Annotated in this window: 16 protein-coding genes; all 16 read left to right on the plus strand. The window is 28.9% G+C overall.

The window, feature by feature from the left end:
- The first annotated feature begins 147 nt into the window (after positions 1-147).
- The 16 genes from A9CBEGH2_RS11060 to A9CBEGH2_RS11135 all read left to right on the plus strand — a co-directional run bounded on the left by A9CBEGH2_RS11060 (position 148) and on the right by A9CBEGH2_RS11135 (position 17,384).
- Positions 148-1,527: an AAA family ATPase gene (locus A9CBEGH2_RS11060; RefSeq protein ID WP_118278047.1), complete on the plus strand. Its 1,380-nt coding sequence runs from the start codon at positions 148-150 to the stop codon at positions 1,525-1,527.
- Entirely contained in the window at positions 1,520-2,392 is an 873-nt protein-coding gene (locus tag A9CBEGH2_RS11065) for an RloB family protein (RefSeq protein ID WP_118278046.1), read from the plus strand. The genes A9CBEGH2_RS11060 and A9CBEGH2_RS11065 overlap by 8 nt, the downstream gene beginning before the upstream one ends.
- Before the next feature lie 386 nt (positions 2,393-2,778).
- A complete protein-coding gene (locus A9CBEGH2_RS11070) occupies positions 2,779-3,261 on the plus strand; it encodes a hypothetical protein (RefSeq protein ID WP_118278045.1) in 483 nt (160 codons plus the stop codon).
- A gap of 359 nt (positions 3,262-3,620) precedes the next feature.
- Positions 3,621-4,376: a hypothetical protein gene (locus tag A9CBEGH2_RS11075; RefSeq protein WP_163104814.1), complete on the plus strand. Its 756-nt coding sequence runs from the start codon at positions 3,621-3,623 to the stop codon at positions 4,374-4,376.
- Positions 4,377-4,416: 40 nt separating this feature from the next.
- Positions 4,417-4,878, plus strand: coding sequence for a hypothetical protein (locus tag A9CBEGH2_RS11080; protein ID WP_163104816.1), 462 nt, complete (start codon positions 4,417-4,419; stop codon positions 4,876-4,878).
- A gap of 680 nt (positions 4,879-5,558) precedes the next feature.
- A complete protein-coding gene (locus A9CBEGH2_RS11085) occupies positions 5,559-6,854 on the plus strand; it encodes an AAA family ATPase (RefSeq protein WP_163104818.1) in 1,296 nt (431 codons plus the stop codon).
- Positions 6,855-7,147: 293 nt separating this feature from the next.
- Entirely contained in the window at positions 7,148-7,942 is a 795-nt protein-coding gene (gene ku, locus A9CBEGH2_RS11090) for a non-homologous end joining protein Ku (protein WP_163104827.1), read from the plus strand.
- A complete protein-coding gene (locus A9CBEGH2_RS11095; RefSeq protein ID WP_163104829.1) occupies positions 7,942-8,871 on the plus strand; it encodes an ATP-dependent DNA ligase in 930 nt (309 codons plus the stop codon). Before ku ends, A9CBEGH2_RS11095 begins: the two co-directional genes overlap by 1 nt.
- A gap of 378 nt (positions 8,872-9,249) precedes the next feature.
- Positions 9,250-11,142 (plus strand): polysaccharide biosynthesis protein, encoded by a 1,893-nt coding sequence (locus tag A9CBEGH2_RS11100; RefSeq protein ID WP_115715869.1) that lies wholly within the window; start codon positions 9,250-9,252, stop codon positions 11,140-11,142.
- Between the two features lie 430 nt (positions 11,143-11,572).
- Positions 11,573-12,088: an antiterminator LoaP gene (gene loaP / locus A9CBEGH2_RS11105; protein ID WP_115715868.1), complete on the plus strand. Its 516-nt coding sequence runs from the start codon at positions 11,573-11,575 to the stop codon at positions 12,086-12,088.
- A gap of 32 nt (positions 12,089-12,120) precedes the next feature.
- Positions 12,121-12,633, plus strand: coding sequence for a PglD-related sugar-binding protein (locus tag A9CBEGH2_RS11110; protein WP_115715867.1), 513 nt, complete (start codon positions 12,121-12,123; stop codon positions 12,631-12,633).
- Positions 12,634-12,648: 15 nt separating this feature from the next.
- Positions 12,649-13,263 carry a sugar transferase gene (locus tag A9CBEGH2_RS11115; protein ID WP_115715866.1) on the plus strand — a complete coding sequence of 205 codons (615 nt, stop codon included), beginning with the start codon at positions 12,649-12,651 and terminating at the stop codon, positions 13,261-13,263.
- Positions 13,263-14,048, plus strand: a complete 786-nt coding sequence (locus A9CBEGH2_RS11120) for an NAD-dependent epimerase/dehydratase family protein (protein WP_115715865.1) — start codon at positions 13,263-13,265, stop codon at positions 14,046-14,048. Before A9CBEGH2_RS11115 ends, A9CBEGH2_RS11120 begins: the two co-directional genes overlap by 1 nt.
- A complete protein-coding gene (locus A9CBEGH2_RS11125) occupies positions 14,038-15,180 on the plus strand; it encodes a glycosyltransferase (RefSeq protein ID WP_178085863.1) in 1,143 nt (380 codons plus the stop codon). Before A9CBEGH2_RS11120 ends, A9CBEGH2_RS11125 begins: the two co-directional genes overlap by 11 nt.
- Positions 15,181-15,210: 30 nt before the next feature.
- Positions 15,211-16,248: a glycosyltransferase gene (locus tag A9CBEGH2_RS11130; protein ID WP_115715864.1), complete on the plus strand. Its 1,038-nt coding sequence runs from the start codon at positions 15,211-15,213 to the stop codon at positions 16,246-16,248.
- Positions 16,248-17,384: an EpsG family protein gene (locus tag A9CBEGH2_RS11135; RefSeq protein WP_115715863.1), complete on the plus strand. Its 1,137-nt coding sequence runs from the start codon at positions 16,248-16,250 to the stop codon at positions 17,382-17,384. The genes A9CBEGH2_RS11130 and A9CBEGH2_RS11135 overlap by 1 nt, the downstream gene beginning before the upstream one ends.
- The last annotated feature ends 11 nt before the right edge of the window (positions 17,385-17,395 follow it).

Below are 17,395 nucleotides of genomic sequence, written 5' to 3' on the forward strand. Positions count from 1 at the left end.
AAAAATTTACTTATTCTATTAAAAGAGAAAAAATCACATTAAAAAAGAAAATTTTGCATTATATAGCATGAATTATCATATAAATTAATTGACATTGTGATAAAATCACAATACTATAATGGTGTAGAGAAGATTTGGAGGGGTTTTATGTTGATAGGATTTTCAGTAAGCAATTTTAAATCATTTAATGATAATCAAACGATTTCTTTTTTATCCACAAAAATAGCTAGACATAAAGAACATATTTTTCAAATTGAAGATAAGAAAATCTTGAAGAGTGGTTTGATATTTGGTGCTAATGCAAGCGGGAAAAGCAATCTGATTAAAGCAATTGCTTTTTCTAGAAAACTAATATTATTAGGAATTGATAAAGTGGATTTAACCAAAAAAAATTTTCGTATTTCTACAGATTCCTATAAGAATCCTGCAGTATTCGAATATAGATTAATGATAGATGATACAGAATATTCTTATGGAGTTGTAGTATCTTATTGTAAAAAAGAAGTACTTGCAGAATGGTTAGTAAAAATTAAGTCAGATGGCAGCGAAGAAGTGATTTTTAATAGAGAAGTAGATAAAAACGATAGAAGTAATGTGTCATCCGATAAAGTTTATGATACTCAAGAAGAAAATAAACGAATTGAAGTATATTTAGAAGATTTTAGTGAAAATATATCTGATGCTTTTAGAAAAAAAACAATCTTAAGTGATATCGCAGAAAGAGTAAATGATCAACAAAACTTTTTTATTGAAATTAGAAAGGTATATGAATGGTTTAAAAATATGACTATTATTTTTCCAAGTTCAAAATATAATGGGATAAATGATATCATTTCTAATGATAAAAAGAAAAACTTTTTTACTACTCTATTAAGTTATTTCGATACTGGAATTCAAGGTGTTGAGGGTAGGGAAAAAATATTTGATTTTGATAAAATACTAAATAGCGTACCAGAAGAGGTAGCAGAAAAAGTGAAAGTTGATATATCTAATAAAGTAGAAAAACATCCTATTATGATGAAAGTTGGAGAGCAGATAGTTTTATTGAAAAAAGACAAGAATGGAGATATAAAATATAATAAATTGCAGTTAAACCATGGAAATAATGATGATTTGTTTGAATATATGGATGAATCTGATGGAACTAGAAGATTATTTGATTTAATTCCATTATTGTATACGAATAAAAAAAGAAGTGTTATATTCATTGATGAAATTGATCGCAGTTTACACACAAATTTAACGAAAAAATTTATGCAGTTATTTTATAATTTAACAAAAAACACTTCCAGTCAATTGATAGTAACAACACATGACTCTAATTTACTGGATTTAGATTTGGTTCGACAAGATGAAATATGGTTTGTAGAAAGGCAGCAAGATCATAGTTCTAAGATTTATTCTTTAAATAAGTTTAAAGAGCGTTTTGATAAAAAAATAGATAAAGAATATTTAATTGGAAGATATGGTGCAATTCCTTTCTTTAATGAAAGTTTTTTAGGTATAGGGGAAAATTTTGATGAATAATTCTTATAGATTATCTTCATCAGCATTTGATAGAGAAAAAGAAGATGAAAAGATCGAACCATTAAAAATCTATTTTTTATCTGTTGAAGGGAATGTGACAGAAAAAGAATATTTTGAAGGAATAGCTGCTTACAGAGAAGAATTGCATATAAATGGACAAGTTCGTGTGGAGGTATTAAGCAGAAGTAATGAAGATACTAACAGTGCACCAAAACAGGTGATTGAATTACTAGAGGATTATTTAAGATTAAGAGAAATGGGGGAATATGACTTTTATAAAGATATTCCAATGGAAGTTGTTGATGAATATGGGGAAGAATCTGTAAAAAAATATATTGAAGATCCTAATTTATTATCGAAAGAAGATAAAGATAAAATTGAAGAGAGTTTACGTATATTAGGTTATGACTATGCATACAGAAGATACTTACATGAATGCGGTGGACGCGAAAGCGATGTGTTTGCTATTATAATTGATCGTGATAGGAAGAGTCATACGGAGAAAGGGTTGAAGGAATGTATTTCTCATTGTAGAAAGAATAATTACTCTTGTTATATTTCTAATCCTTGTTTTGAATTTTGGTTATTGCTACATGCATGTGATGTGAAAGAAGAGTATAAAGATAAACTAGAAGAAATAAGGAAAAATGAGAAAGTTTCCAGGACTCATACGTTTGTAAGTAGAGAGCTTTCGAACAGAAATCATCATAAGAAAAGTGGTATCGCGTTTAAACAAAAGTATTTACCACATGTAGATGAGGCAATTGCACGAGCTAAAAAGTTTGAAAGCGATGAAGAACGTTTATTAGATAATATAGGTACCAATATATGGAAATTATTAGAAAGTATGAGAGATTTTAGTTAATTATAATTATCAGAAAAAATGAAGGCAAAAAAGCATCAAATCTCATAATGAGAAATGATGCTTTTTTTGAATTATGCTATACATTTAGGAAGTGAGTTAGTAATTTTAAAGCACAAAAAAACTATCATATATTTCCTGAAATTGAGAAAGTCTAAAAATATAAAGTACAATTACTGTTAGAATATATATACTATTAATTATAAAATGAAAGAATTTGTTTATTAAGTAAATTATTTCTTTCATTTATAGAAAGTGATTTACAATGTAACTACTTATAGGAAAGAAAGAAAAAATTTGTTATTATAAAAGTAGGAACACAGTAGTACATCAAACTATCGTTTTTATACTACTGTGCTTTTTTATACAAGAAAGAAAGGAGAAAAGTTATGCCTGAAGTAGGAGATATTGTTTTATATCGATTGGTTGTAAGTGAATTTTATGGTATCGAGAAAGAAAAGAAAAATTCCTTCTGCAAGATACGTTCTTTAGAAGGAGATGGCTGTGAATTTAAAGTTCCTTATGAAAATGTTTCGATTCATATGCGAACGATACCGAATACGAATGAATTGGAAGATCTGTTAAACAGTTTGAAAGAAATGCATCTATATCAAATTACAAGAACTGCCGTAGATAAAATATGTCGTCCTGTTATTAATAGCTTTGATATGGAAGAATGGATGCATCTTTTGTTATCTTTATTTGCGGATAAAAAAAGGGCAAGAAGAGAGAAACGCAAATTTTCCCAAAAAGAAGCAATGTACTATCATATATTGATGCAGAGGTTTATTTCTATCTTTTCTTATGTTTTAAAAAAAGATAATATGCAGATAGAAAAAATGCTCCTAGATAGACTAGAAGCAGCAACATAATAAAAACGTTAGTATTATCGTTTTAGGGGGTAGAAAACCAACTCACTTAAATGGGTGGGGGAAGAAAAAAGTAAATTGGATGATAATACTAACAAACATAATATAAACCATTTACTTATTGAAATCAATATATAAAAATTGGAAAATTAGAAAAAAATACAATTATATTCTTTTTTAACTATGCAAGATTAAGTATACGATATTGGTAAATAGGTTGGTTTTGAAGAGATTGATATACCAATGTTAGGTATATCAAGCAAATATATTATGTGAAATTATGATAAATGCTTCTTTATATATACGAAATGTAAGATTTTAGTATATACTTTATCGGAAGTATTACAAGAGGGGGAAGCAATATGAAAAATATACCAGAAGAAAGACTTTCTACAATTGGTAAATTAATTGAAGTAACAAGAGAAGAAAAGAGAAATAAATCACAGAACAAATATACGATGAAATCTTTTGTAGAAGGCATCTGTACAGTAAATACATTGAAAAGAATTGAAGCTGGTGAAATCGCAAGAATCGAAGATGTTTATGTGGAATTGTTAGACAAATTGAATTTGAAACTAGGCTATTTTCCAGCAGTTGATGATGCAATTCTTGAATTGATGGATCCATTATATGAAGCCATTGAATATTATAGAGTAGAAGATATCAGCAAGTATTGTGGTATGGGCTTAAGAGTACTTGGAAAAGTAAAGAACTATGTGTATTACTCTGAACTGTATGATTTATTGCTGGCAACGAAGGAATATTTTGAAGAAGCCAAAATTATTTCGTTATCAAAGATGGAAAGATTTAGAAATGAATATACCCTATTTGATGAGAAATATCATTCTCTGTTTAAAATCATGGTGTTTTATAGAGGTCAGGCAGAAGCACATAATGATCCTAAGTTATTTGAAACTATCGTTGAGGAATTTCAACTATTAAGTTCTTCCAGTGTTATGGAAAATATTTTGGGCTTAAACTATTGTATCATTTTTAAGAAATACATTACTTTTAGAGACAAAGTAAACGCTTTGGAGAATGAGTTAGAATATAGAAAAAAATTATGTGAGATTATTGGACTTATATGCTTACATAATTTTCGCTTATATCAAGATTGAGAATCAATCTAATGAAGAATATTTAAAGAAAGCAGATAACTTGATTAGTGAAAATCCAATTCCAAATGCCAAGATAATGTATTTTTATTCAAATGTTGCGGCGGCTTTACATGAAATCAAATTGTATAAAGAAGCATTAGCATACTATGAAAGGATGGTTGAAGTTACTGAACATAATAAACTTTGGATTCCTGCCTTAATTTGTATGGCACATTGTCAAAGGATGTTAGAATTAGAAGTGCATATACCTTTTGTGGAAGAGGAAAAACAAAGTAGTTATAGTAAATTGATTCAGCTAGCATATAAATATTTTGTGGCTAAAAGTGTTAAACCGTTTGCGAAAAGTAATTTCATTTTAAAAGAGATTGCACCAAACTTAGTTGAGAACGTAATGATTACAATATTTCGTGATGAGATGAACTTAATCGCAAATGAGATGAATGCATATAAAGGTATTTATTTGTTTGATGAGATTATTAAGAATAATCGAAATGATAATTAATTCTATTTTTTTACTTAATTTTGATTTTTGAGAAAAAATATTAAGTGGAATATAATTTATTGAGAGAATTTTCATAATCCTTTACTATATGTACGTCGAGATGATATGCATATGATCTGTAGAAATTACAGGTAATTGATGATGAAAAAATTTATTGTTGCGGCTTTATGCGCTTTAAGTTTATTTGCAGCTAGTTCTGTTGTGTTAAATGGTGAGAATACTCCAGCAGTTAGTTCAGGATTTGGATTTGTTATTTGGTAATTTAGAATCAACTTCTTTATCACCCCACAGTGAAAGGAAGTTTTTTCTTTTATCCACTCAAAATATCAAATGATAATTTTTCCAAAAATTACCATTTAATGGCAATTTTCAAGAAAATCATCATTTCGCAAGAACTCTATTGAGGAGCTTTACAAAATCTTATATCATTATGTTGTCGGGAAGCCGGTGGGGGATTCCCGGCATGGATATCGCTTTATGCTGATATCCTTTTTTTTATATTGGTAAGTTTTGGCTGTACGGACGGGAAAATATTGTTCTTGTTTTGGATATAAAGCACAGTGAACGCATTATATGTCATAAATGGTTTTGATGAGATTTTTGATATAAAAAATACATTTTGTATTTATTTTTTCTTTTTTGCGTGGTATTTTAAGAAAAAGAACAGGAGGTATGTTGAAGTGAAAGATATATATTTAGTTTCTTATTCTGTTAAGGGGATAAAGACATTAGACAAGTTAATTTCGCTGCAATTTTATAAGAAAACTATATCAAAGAACCCAGATACGCAGGAATATAATATAAAGGGAATTTACGGCATGAATGGTTCTGGAAAATCAGGTATTATAACTTCTGTTGAAATATTAAGAAACATTATTGTTGATCCAGGATATTTGAATAATCCTGTTGTCCAGAAAAATTTAGATGCAATGATTAATAAACGCACAAAGGAATTATTTATTGAGGCTGACTATATGGTAAAAGCAGGAGAAGAAATAAAACTTTTTCGATATAGTGTGACATTATCCAAGAATAATCTAGGAAAGTACGTTATTTCTCATGAATGTTTATCTACAAAAAAAGCAATTTCAAAGAGTGAATTTGATGAGACTGTTTTTGAGGTATCTGATGGAGAAATTGTATCTGTTTATGAAGGAAAAGAAAAAGATAAATTTGTTGAATCTATACTTAATAAGACGATGAATCTATTGACCACAGCTTCAATGAGTGCCTTATTTTATGAAAAATTTATAAAATCAAATAATATGCAGAAGGAGAAAAATATCCTTTGGGCTTATATAACTTTTTTATATGTTCTTGGAGAAAAAATACATGTAAATTTAGATGACTCAGATAATCATAGAAAAAATTTTTTAGAAATATACGATGATTGTATTAATGTTATAAATATTACTGGCAATATTGTACCTCAAGAAATGTACAAGCATTTTGAAAAGACAGTTAATAAACTATTTGAATTTTTGCATATTTTTAAAACGGATTTACAGGGTATTGAGATTGATAGAAAAGAAGATCATGAACTTTGGGTTTGCGATTTAGTTATGTGTTATGAATCTTATAAGATTCATGCAGAATTTGAAAGTACCGGGATAAAAAAACTTATTAAATTATTTGCATATTTAAAAGAAATGGTGCAAGGCGGAATTGTATTTATTGATGAATTTGATTCTAATCTGCATGATGTTTATTTGTGCGCATTACTTGAATATTTAATGGAGTATGGAGAAGGGCAACTTTGTTTCACAACGCATAATGTAGGTCCTATGGATGTTTTGAAGCAGCATAAAAAATCTATTGATTTTCTATCTGAAAATCATAGGATATATCCTTGGACGACAAATGGAAATTATTCACCTTCTAAACTTTATAGAAATGGAATGATTGAAGGATCACCATTTAATGTGGATTCCATCGATTTCATTGGTGTATTTGGAACTGGTGAGGTGGATGAATAATGGGGATACAATTTATTTTGGATGAAAGCAAAGGAAAGATAATGTGTTAGGAAAGAGCGCCGTTTGTTAGAAGCTGAAAATGACAACTTTTCCAAAAATTACCATTTACTGGTAATATTTAAGAAAAATATCATTTCGTAATTGATTCATTGAGAAGCTTTATAAAATCTTATATCATTATGTCGTCGGGAAGCCGGTGGGGGATTCCCGGCATGGATATCGCTTTATGCTGATATCCTTTTTTGCATGTATAGATGATGAACAGCCATACTAACTTTAAGTGAGGTGGTTGTATGGCTGTTGCACATAAAGGGGCTATATCTTTTGGACTTGTTCATATTCCAGTATCTTTATATCGAACAACACAGGATACATCGATAGCGTTTCATCAGTTATGTAAGGATACACATGAGCGTATTAAATATAAAAAATATTGTGCTCATTGTGGAAAAGAAGTAGACAGTGAGGATATCGTAAAAGGGTATGAATATGAGAAAGATAAATATGTAGTTATGAGTAAAGAGGAGTTAGAGGAAATAAAAACAGAAAAGGATAAAACGATTCATATCTTGCAGTTTGTTAAACTTGAAGAAGTTGATGCGATTTATTATGAGAAAAATTATTATGCATTTCCGGATAAGCATGCAGAGAAGGCTTATGAGTTGCTTAGAAAAGCAATGTTTGATAAGGGTGTTGTAGCAATCTCGAAAACGGTAATAGGTACAAAGGAGACTTTGCTTGCTTTATGTCCTGATAAACAGGGGATTTTAGTTAAAACCTTGTTTTATGAAGAAGAAATAGTAGAAATGCCAAAAGATATCCCCCATCCTAAAACGGTAAAGGCTGAATTAGATATGGCAAAGCAGTTGATACAGTCTATGACAAAACCTTTTGATCCTTCTTTATATCACGATGAATATCAAGAAAAGCTAAGAGAGGCAATTTTATCTAAAGTAGAAGGAAAAGAGGTAGTAGAGGCAAATTCTAAGAAGGAAACGATATCTAGTCCAATGGATTTGATGGAAGCTTTAACAAAATCATTAGCAACCATGAATAAACCAGCAAAAAGAAAGGCGGTACGTCATTAATGTATGAGGATGTACATGTATCACCAATGCTTATAGGAATTGAAAAAGAGGCTTTTGATGATCGTAATTTTATATATGAATTAAAGCTGGATGGTATACGTGTTCTTGCTTATATTGAGAATGGACATGTAGATATTCGAAATAAAAGAGGAGATAAATTGCTGTATAAGTTTCCGGAACTAGAGGATATGTATAAGCAGGTTAAACAAAATTGTATTCTGGATGGAGAATTGTATTGTTTTGGAAATGGGCAAATAGATTTTTTCGAAATACAAAAAAGAAGTTTGTTAACTGATAAATTTAAGATTATGATGGCATCGAAACAACATCCAGCTTCCTTTACTGCCTTTGATATTTTATATGTAAAAGAGAAATCCCTGCTGAAAACACCTCTATTAAAGAGGAAAAGGATATTAAGTAAAAATGTTGTGGAAAATCATCAAATAAGTATATCTCGTTATGTGGAAGAACAAGGGAAAGCGTTGTTTCAATTGACAACACAAAAACACTTAGAGGGTATCGTTGCGAAAAGAAAAGACAGTTTGTATTCTTGCGGGAAAAGGACAAAAGACTGGATAAAATGCAAGAACATGATGGATGAAGATTTTGTAATCGTTGGATATATACGAAAAGATAAGAATATGGTTTCTTTGGTACTTGCACAGTATGATGATAAAGAATTGCTGTATAAAGGGTATGTGACACTGGGTGTTTCTTTATCTTATTTGCAAAAACACAGCAATAAAACAAATACCTGTCCTTTTCCCAGTGTTCCAAACGGGAATGAAGATGCAGTTTGGATTTTTCCTTATTTAGTAGGGTGTGTAAAATTTATGCAGCATACGAAAAATGGCGGTATGAGACAGCCTGTATTTAAAGGGTTTCGAGAAGATAAGACGCCTGAAGAATGCAGAGTGGATAAAAAATAAAATTAAGTAACTATTTTTGTAGAATTTATTTACATTATATTGTATGATATAGGAGCAGCAGGGATAACGAAATTAAACACCTAATATTAATAAACACCCTGTTTGAACTGTTGCGATACTTAACTTAGGAAGAAAGAAAAAGTTTAATCCAAATGAAATTTTTAATGACTTACTAAGAGAGGTACCCCTAAAGAGGAAGCGGAAATGAGCCCGCTTCCTTGTTTTTTGTATTTTAAATCAACAAATCTTTTCATCTAATGAAAGAATTGGTTTATTTATTATATGAATAGATGAATGAAAATGAATAAAAAACACATTTTGTTAATTTTATATTATTAAAATGTGATAGAATAAAAAAGGTGTGATGGAGGGAATTGTATGCTTAAAAAATTTTTTAAGAACGGAATTTATATAAATCACAGGGAAAAATTACTTTGTACGATTGATTTATGTATTGTATTGATATCGTTCTTTTTATCTTATTGGATTAATAATGAATTTAGAGTTCCTATTTTTGAGGGACTTAATATAAAAAATGTGATAGCTGTACTTTTAATTGTTTTGATTGTTTACTGGCTTTTCTTTATCGTATTCAAAATACATAAGAGCCTATGGAAATATATTGGCCCTGTAGAAACGATGAGAATTGGTTTTGCGGTCATATGTTCAACAATTGTTTTGGGTGCAGGTTTTTTATTGTTACAGACAGATAGATTTCTTTTAAGTGTCATTGTGACTGGTGGTTTATTGAGTGCTATGTTGATGTTTGCACTTAGAGTAAGTTATCGCTTGTATAGACGTACAGTTATGAACCCAGTAATAAATACAGACAAGGCAATCATTATCGGGGCAGGAGATGCAGGTTACATCTTGTCAAAAGAATTGTTGCAGAATAATAGCTTTAATGTTCATATCGTAGGGTTTATTGATGATAAAAGAACAGGCAATGTAGTAGCTGGATATAAAGTATTAGGGGATACATATGATATTCCAGACATTGTACATGAATATGGAGTAAAAGTGGCCTTTATCGCAATGCCAAGTGCCAGCAAAGAAAACATTCAAAGAATTTATGATTTGTGTCAATCCGCCAAATTAGAAACAAAAATCATGAAAGAACAAGATAACTTACTGGCAGATGATTTAAATGAAAATAAGAAATATCCTGTTGAAGATATCAGCATTGAAGATCTTTTAGGCAGAGGAGAAATTCATTTGGATCAATCTGAAATTAAAAGTTATTTAACAGATAAAGTTGTAGCAGTTACTGGTGCAGGTGGTTCTATAGGTTCAGAGTTATGTAGACAAATTGTTAAATTTAAACCAAAACAGTTATTGATGATTGACATTAATGAAAATTATTTATATATGTTAGAACAGGAGTTTAATAGAAACCGAACACATGGAACCTTGGATTCTAGCATAGAAATTATTTCTTTGATTGCTTCTATTCGTGAATTTAAAGCAATGGATGAAATATTTGGAGAAAGACACCCTGATGTAGTATTCCATGCTGCTGCTCACAAACATGTTCCATTAATGGAAACTAGACCAATGGAAGCTATCAAAAACAACGTATTTGGAACTAATAATGTAATTCAGGCATGTATTAAAAATAAAGTTTCTAGATTTATCATGATTAGTACAGATAAAGCTGTAAATCCTACAAATGTTATGGGTGCTACAAAACGTATGACAGAAATGATCTTGCAGGCAAATGGTAAAAATGGTGTTACAAAAATGGCGGCTGTACGTTTTGGAAATGTACTTGGGTCAAACGGTTCTGTTATTCCAATCTTTAAAAAGCAGATTGCAGAAGGCGGACCAGTAACAATAACAGATAAAAATATTATTCGTTACTTTATGACAATTCCAGAAGCTGCACAGCTTGTATTACAAGCAGGTTTCTATGCAGATAAGGGAGAAATTTTTGTCTTAGATATGGGGCAGCCAGTTAAAATTTTAGATTTAGCTGAAAAAATGATTCGTATGTCTGGATTTAAACCTTATAAAGACATTGAAATTAAAGAAATTGGTCTTCGTCCAGGAGAAAAGATGTTTGAAGAATTAAAACTGGATGGAGAAACAACAACTAGAACGAAAAACAATCTTATCTTCAAAAATAACGTTATGGAAATTACAAAAGAAGATATTACAGAAAGACTTTCAAAATTAGAAGAAGTATTACACGAAGATGTAGAAAATGAAGTAATTAAAGAAAGATTGTTGAATTTGATTATTTCAGATAAAGATCAGGAATTTAATAAGTAATCCTAGGAGCGATAAGCTCCTTTTTCTATTGTTGTTATCTTCTCAAATAATGGAGTGGCAGAAAGCAAAATGATCATGAACTTGGGAGTATTGGATAAAATGATGTTTAAAATATAGTGTATATAATATCTTTGTTAATAAACAATTTCTTTCATTCGATGAAAGAAATATGATATTTTTTAATAAAAACCAAAGGTTAGGCATTATTCACTTTGTATGCGTTATTGCAATGTATATGCTTTTGTAGTATTATAGATTCGGTAAAAAGAGACTAATTATTCTTTCTTTTTTGCATTTAGCTATAGAAATTGAAAGTAATGCTGAGAGATGAATCGTTGCTTTGTCACGTTTGTCACGATTGCATGGTCATTAAGAAAATAGTCAAATCCATTGATTTGATAGGCGGAGCCTACCTTTTTGGAGGGATTTTGTGAACTGGTATGTTATTCAAGTGCGAAGTGGACATGAAAAGGCAATTATTGAGAAATGTAAAAAAAGAATATCAAAGGAACTTTTGATAGACTGTTTTACGCCGGAATATGTTTGTCAAAAAAAATATCTGGGGAAATGGCATGATGTGAAAGACATTTTGTTTAAGGGATATATTTTTATGATTTCTGATCATATTGAAGAACTTAATGTAGAATTAAAGAAGATTCCAGATTTTACAAAAATTATAGGTAGGAAAAAAGCAGAAATATGCTGCTTAGATGAAGATGAAATAGTCTTTATTAAATCATTCGCAGATAAAAATTATACAGTAGATATGTCGACTGGTTTTATACAGGGAGATAAAATCTTTGTTACAGAAGGACCATTGCAGGGGAAAGAAGGGCTCATCATAAAGATCGATCGTCATAAAAGAATAGCCTATCTTCAGCTCAGTATGTTCAATAAAGAAACAATAGCAAAAGTTGGATTAGAAATTATCAGCAAGTGTCAGTAAAAAGAGACTTGCTTTTATTTTGGAGGGATTTCATGAATCTTTTGATAATTGGAGCAGGAGGACATGGGAAATGCTGTTATGAAATAGCAAGTAGAATGAACTGCTTTGATAAGATTGATTTTGTAGATGATGGAACAGATGAGATACAAGTGTTAAATAAAAAGGTTGCAGGTAAACAATCAGATTTAAGTAACTTAAGAGAAAACTACGATAGTGCATTTGTAGCTATTGGAAATAATTTGATTAGAAAACAAATTACAGAAGAACTTAAACAACTTGGTTTTCAGCTTGTAAATTTAATTGATCCAAGTGCAGTCGTTTCACAGTATTGTAAACTTGGTGAAGGAATTGTTGTATTCCCAAATGCAACTGTTGAAATTGAAGCTGATATTGGTAGTGGAGTTATTATTTCTTCCAATTCAGTAGTTCATCATAACGCAGTAGTTGAGGATTTTGTTCTGATATATGCGAATTGTGTTGTGCGACCAGTGGTTACAATTAAAGAATTAACTGTATTAAAAAGTGGAAGTATAGTAGAAAGTTAGTGGAGAGGTAAATAGATGTATAAAAATTGTTTAAAGAGGGTAATTGATTTTTTATTAAGCTTAATAGGAATAGTGGTGTTATCACCAGTTTTGCTTGTTTTAGCAATCATTATTAAAGTAACATCACCTGGTCCTGTATTATTTAAGCAGGAAAGAATGGGAAAAGATAATGTAAGGTTTAAAATTTTTAAATTTAGAAGTATGAGAATTGATACTCCTAAAGATGTACCAACGCATATGTTATCAAATCCTGATCAGTATATTACAAGTGTTGGTAAATTTATGAGAAAAACAAGTTTAGATGAACTTCCTCAGTTGTTTAATATCTTAAAAGGAGATATGGCTGTTATTGGGCCTAGACCAAGTTTGCCAAATCAGTATGATTTAAATGAGTTAAGAGATAAGAATGGTGCTTCTTCTATTAAACCAGGACTTACAGGGCTGGCACAGATTAGCGGAAGAGATGAACTAGAAATTGATGTTAAAGCTGCACTGGATGGAGAATATGTAAAGAAAATGAGTTTTCTATTTGATTGTAAATGTTTCCTTGGAACTATTACATCTGTTTTAAAACACGATGGAGTAGTAGAAGGAGGAACGGGTGAAATGCATAAGGAGGAGGAAGCTTAATGAAACGAATCCTTATAACTGGAAAAGGAAGTTATATAGGTACTCATTTTAAAGAGTATTTGGAAAAAGAACCACAAAATTATTATGTAGAAGAATTAGATATGGTAGATGGTTCTTGGAAAGATTTTGATTTTTCTGATTTTGATGTTGTATATCATGTGGCTGGAATTGCACATATAAAAGAAGTTAAAGAAAATGAAGAACTTTATTATAAAGTAAATAGAGATTTAGTAATAGAAGTAGCTAAAAAAGCAAAAGAATCTGGTGTACAACAATTCATCTTTATGAGTTCCATGAGTGTGTATGGACTAAATTATAGTAATGAATTAATCACAGTTAGTACAAAATGTAATCCTAATACTTATTATGGTATAAGTAAGTATCAAGCTGAGAAAGGTATAAAAAAATTAGAAAATGATACTTTTAAAGTATGTATAGTAAGACCACCAATGGTATATGGTGATAACTCACCAGGAAATTTAACAAAATTATTTAATGCGGTTAGAAAATTTCATATTTTTCCGACAATAAAAAATGAGAGAAGTTCCATCACTGTTGAAAGGTTAGTAGCATTTATTAAAGAATACATTGATGAAGAAAAAAGTGGTTTATATTTACCACAAAATGATAAATATATGTGCACTTATGATATTGTTAGAGAAAAAATGGATCAGGAAGGAATAAAAGTTATTTATCTTCCGTTATTCAATCCGATTATTAAATTAATGATTGGGAAAGTGACGTTAGTTACAAAGTGTTTTGGAGATCTGAAATATGGGAAATAAGAAGACAGTATTAATTACTACAACGACACCATATATGATTAAATCTTTTTTGATGAATGATATTAGGATTTTAAAAGAATTAGGATATAAAGTAGAGGTAGCAACAAATTTTAAAACATTTGATGTAATTTCAGAAGATGAATTAAATAAATTTAAGAAATTACTTGATAATGAGAGTATTACAATTAATCAAATAAATTTTACTCGAAGGATAATTGATTTAAAATCAATTATAAAATCTTATAAAGAAATGAAGAAATTGCTCAATAAAAAAAAATATACATTGATTCATACACATACACCGATTGCAGGATTAATTACTAGAATATCTTATAAAAATAGTGAAATTTATAAAGATTCAAAAATGATATATACTGCCCATGGATTCCATTTCTTTGAAGGGAATAGTTTTATAAAAAATTTTATTTTTAAAAGTATTGAAAAATATGGAGCACGATTTACAGATGTACTTATTACAATAAATAAAGAAGATTATACAGCAGCAAAAAAATTTAAACTTAAGCAAGGAGGAAAAGTAGTATACGTACCAGGAGTTGGAATTGATACTGAAAGGATTGGCTTGATAACTGGAAAAAGAGATGAATTAATCCGAAAACTCCATATTCCAAAAGAATCAAAATTATTACTTTCTGTTGGTGAACTAAATGATAATAAAAATCATATTTCTGTTATAAAAGCTTTGCCATATTTAGATAAAAAATATCATTATTTAATATGCGGTGTTGGAAAATTGCAACAGGAAATAATAGATACTGCTAGAAATCTTGGTGTTGAGGATAGATTGCATTTATTAGGGTATAGAAGTGATGTAATAAGTGTAATGAAGTCATGTGATATCTTTGTTTTTCCATCGAAAAGAGAAGGATTATCAGTTGCTTTAATGGAGGCGATGGCATGTGACTTACCTTGTTTGGTTAGCGATATTAGGGGTAATAATGATTTAATAGAAAATGGAAAGGGCGGTTTTGTATTACCAGTAAATTTGTTTACAGAGTCACTAATAGATAAGGTAGATATTAAAATAAAGAAGGGGTTTAATAAGAATAAATCTTTGTATTTTGATAAAAAAAATATTATGGAAATAATGAAAAAAATATATATAGATTATTAGAAGAAAGGACCAGCTATAAAATAAGAAATTATGAAAAAAATTTTACATATTTTAACTACGGGAAGTTTATCAGGTGCAGAAAATGTCTGTATTAACTTAATTAACATAAGTAAAAATGAATATGAATGTTATTATTGTTCACCAGTTGGTAGCATCAAAAATAAGTTAGAGGAAGAGAATATTAACTATATCGGTCTGGATAAATTTAGTTTACAGGAAGTTAAGAAAGCAATCAATCGTTGTGAACCAGATATAATACATGCTCATGATATTAGAGCATCATTTTATGCAGCTATTTGCACAGGGAAAATTCCTATAGTTTCACATATACATGGAAAGTTTAAAGATATGGGATATTTATCCGTTAGATCCATTATTTATTATTTTGCAAGCTTACGATTTAATAGAATTATTTATGTTTCAAAAAGTATATATAACGAATTCTTGTTTAAAAAAATATTAGATAAAAAAGGAATATTATTAGAAAATCAAATAGATACGAAACAGATTTTAAATAGAATTAAAAATATTGATAGCGCCCCTTATTATGACTTTTCGTTTATTGGAAGACTTGAAGAAGTAAAGAACCCTATTCGTTTTATAAACTTAATTTATATGATGCAAAAAAAACATCCTAAAATTAAAGCTTGTATGGTGGGTAGTGGTACGTTGGAATTAGAATGTAAGACTTTAATAGAGTCGAAGAAAATAAATATTGATCTTGTTGGGTTTAAGAAAGAGCCTCTGTATTATTTGTTAAATTCTAAAGCGTTAGTTATGACATCGATATCAGAAGGAATTCCAATGGTAGCATTAGAATCATTGGCGTGTGGAAAGCCGATTATTTCTACTCCAACAGATGGATTAATGGATATAATAAAAGAGAACCATAACGGATTCATATGTAAGACGGATCAAGATTTTATAGAAAAAATGAATACTATTCTTAATGACGAAAAAAAAAGAGCTGAGATGAGTGTGTATATTAAAAATAATGAAAAAGATGAATATGGTGAATATGGAAGAAAATTAAAATTAATATACTCTGAAATATATGGAGAATACTAATGCAAATTTATTATTTATTGATTGTGACGTTATTAATTATTTATATGATAATTAATAAGATACAGTATAAGCTTGATTTTAATAAAAAAATGGTATTCGTTTTAATTTCATGTATTTTGTTAATAATAATCTCATCATTTAGAAGTAATAGTATTGGAGCAGACATGGATGTTTATTTACAAATCTTTGAATCTAGTAAAAATAAATCCATGATTGATATAATTAGTAGTGGTCTATCACTTGATCATTTCTTATCAAGCGAGATGTATAATGGCTTTTATGAAACTGGATATATTTTATTTAATAAAATGGTAAGTATTATTAGTGATTCAGATTTTGCATTCAAATTAAGTTGTAGTTTGTTTGTTAATATACCAGTTTGTTTTATGATATATAAATATTCTAAAGATGAATTAATGAGTATGTTGCTTTTTATTTTGCTTGGCTATTACACCCAATCTTTTGTAATTATTAGACAATATATGGCACTAAGTATGATAATAATAGCACTACACTTTTTGATTGAAAGTGAGGATGCTAAATTCTATACATTTGTATTTATTGCATTTTTATTTCACAAAACAGCAATAGTATTTTTAATTGTTAAATTATTAAAATCTTATTGGGATATAATTATTAAATATATTAAATTTATTTGTATAGCATTATCTATTCTTTTTGTTTTAGCTAATCCGATATTAAATTTTTTTATAATGAACTTCTATCCGTTCTATAGCGATAAGATAGTATTTGGAGAAGGGCTTAATTTGTTGATTTTTATGTTGATTATATTGCTATTCTCGCTCTATATTGGTAAAAAGAATGGATATGATTTAAAAAAATTTGATGCATTTTTTGTGTTGGTAGTAGTAGGAGTGGTAATTCAATTATTTACTGTTCATTTTAGTTTATTAAATAGACTAGCACTTTATTTTCAATTTTTTATGATTATTTATATACCTAACTCTCTTTCTTTTATAAAAAAATATAAATTTTTGACTAATTTCATTGTCTTATTTGTTTTTTTACTATATTTTAGTTATTTACTAATTTTTAATGATTCAGGTCAAGTAAAAAATTATGAAATGTTATTTAAATATAATATTGTATTAATTAATGAATCTATAAAGGGTTAAATCTATAGATA

Source organism: Amedibacterium intestinale (genome assembly GCF_010537335.1).
Lineage (GTDB): Bacteria > Bacillota_I > Bacilli_A > Erysipelotrichales > Erysipelotrichaceae > Amedibacterium > Amedibacterium intestinale.

Bases quoted from the DNA above. Each gene is read 5' to 3' on its own strand.
- A9CBEGH2_RS11060 (WP_118278047.1), top strand. From the start codon at position 148: ATGTTGATAGGATTTTCAGTAAGCAATTTTAAATCATTTAATGATAAT.
- A9CBEGH2_RS11065 (WP_118278046.1), top strand. From the start codon at position 1,520: ATGAATAATTCTTATAGATTATCTTCATCAGCATTTGATAGAGAAAAA.
- A9CBEGH2_RS11070 (WP_118278045.1), top strand. From the start codon at position 2,779: ATGCCTGAAGTAGGAGATATTGTTTTATATCGATTGGTTGTAAGTGAA.
- A9CBEGH2_RS11075 (WP_163104814.1), top strand. From the start codon at position 3,621: ATGAAAAATATACCAGAAGAAAGACTTTCTACAATTGGTAAATTAATT.
- ku (WP_163104827.1), top strand. From the start codon at position 7,148: ATGGCTGTTGCACATAAAGGGGCTATATCTTTTGGACTTGTTCATATT.
- A9CBEGH2_RS11095 (WP_163104829.1), top strand. From the start codon at position 7,942: ATGTATGAGGATGTACATGTATCACCAATGCTTATAGGAATTGAAAAA.
- A9CBEGH2_RS11100 (WP_115715869.1), top strand. From the start codon at position 9,250: ATGCTTAAAAAATTTTTTAAGAACGGAATTTATATAAATCACAGGGAA.
- A9CBEGH2_RS11110 (WP_115715867.1), top strand. From the start codon at position 12,121: ATGAATCTTTTGATAATTGGAGCAGGAGGACATGGGAAATGCTGTTAT.
- A9CBEGH2_RS11115 (WP_115715866.1), top strand. From the start codon at position 12,649: ATGTATAAAAATTGTTTAAAGAGGGTAATTGATTTTTTATTAAGCTTA.
- A9CBEGH2_RS11120 (WP_115715865.1), top strand. From the start codon at position 13,263: ATGAAACGAATCCTTATAACTGGAAAAGGAAGTTATATAGGTACTCAT.
- A9CBEGH2_RS11125 (WP_178085863.1), top strand. From the start codon at position 14,038: ATGGGAAATAAGAAGACAGTATTAATTACTACAACGACACCATATATG.
- A9CBEGH2_RS11130 (WP_115715864.1), top strand. From the start codon at position 15,211: ATGAAAAAAATTTTACATATTTTAACTACGGGAAGTTTATCAGGTGCA.
- A9CBEGH2_RS11135 (WP_115715863.1), top strand. From the start codon at position 16,248: ATGCAAATTTATTATTTATTGATTGTGACGTTATTAATTATTTATATG.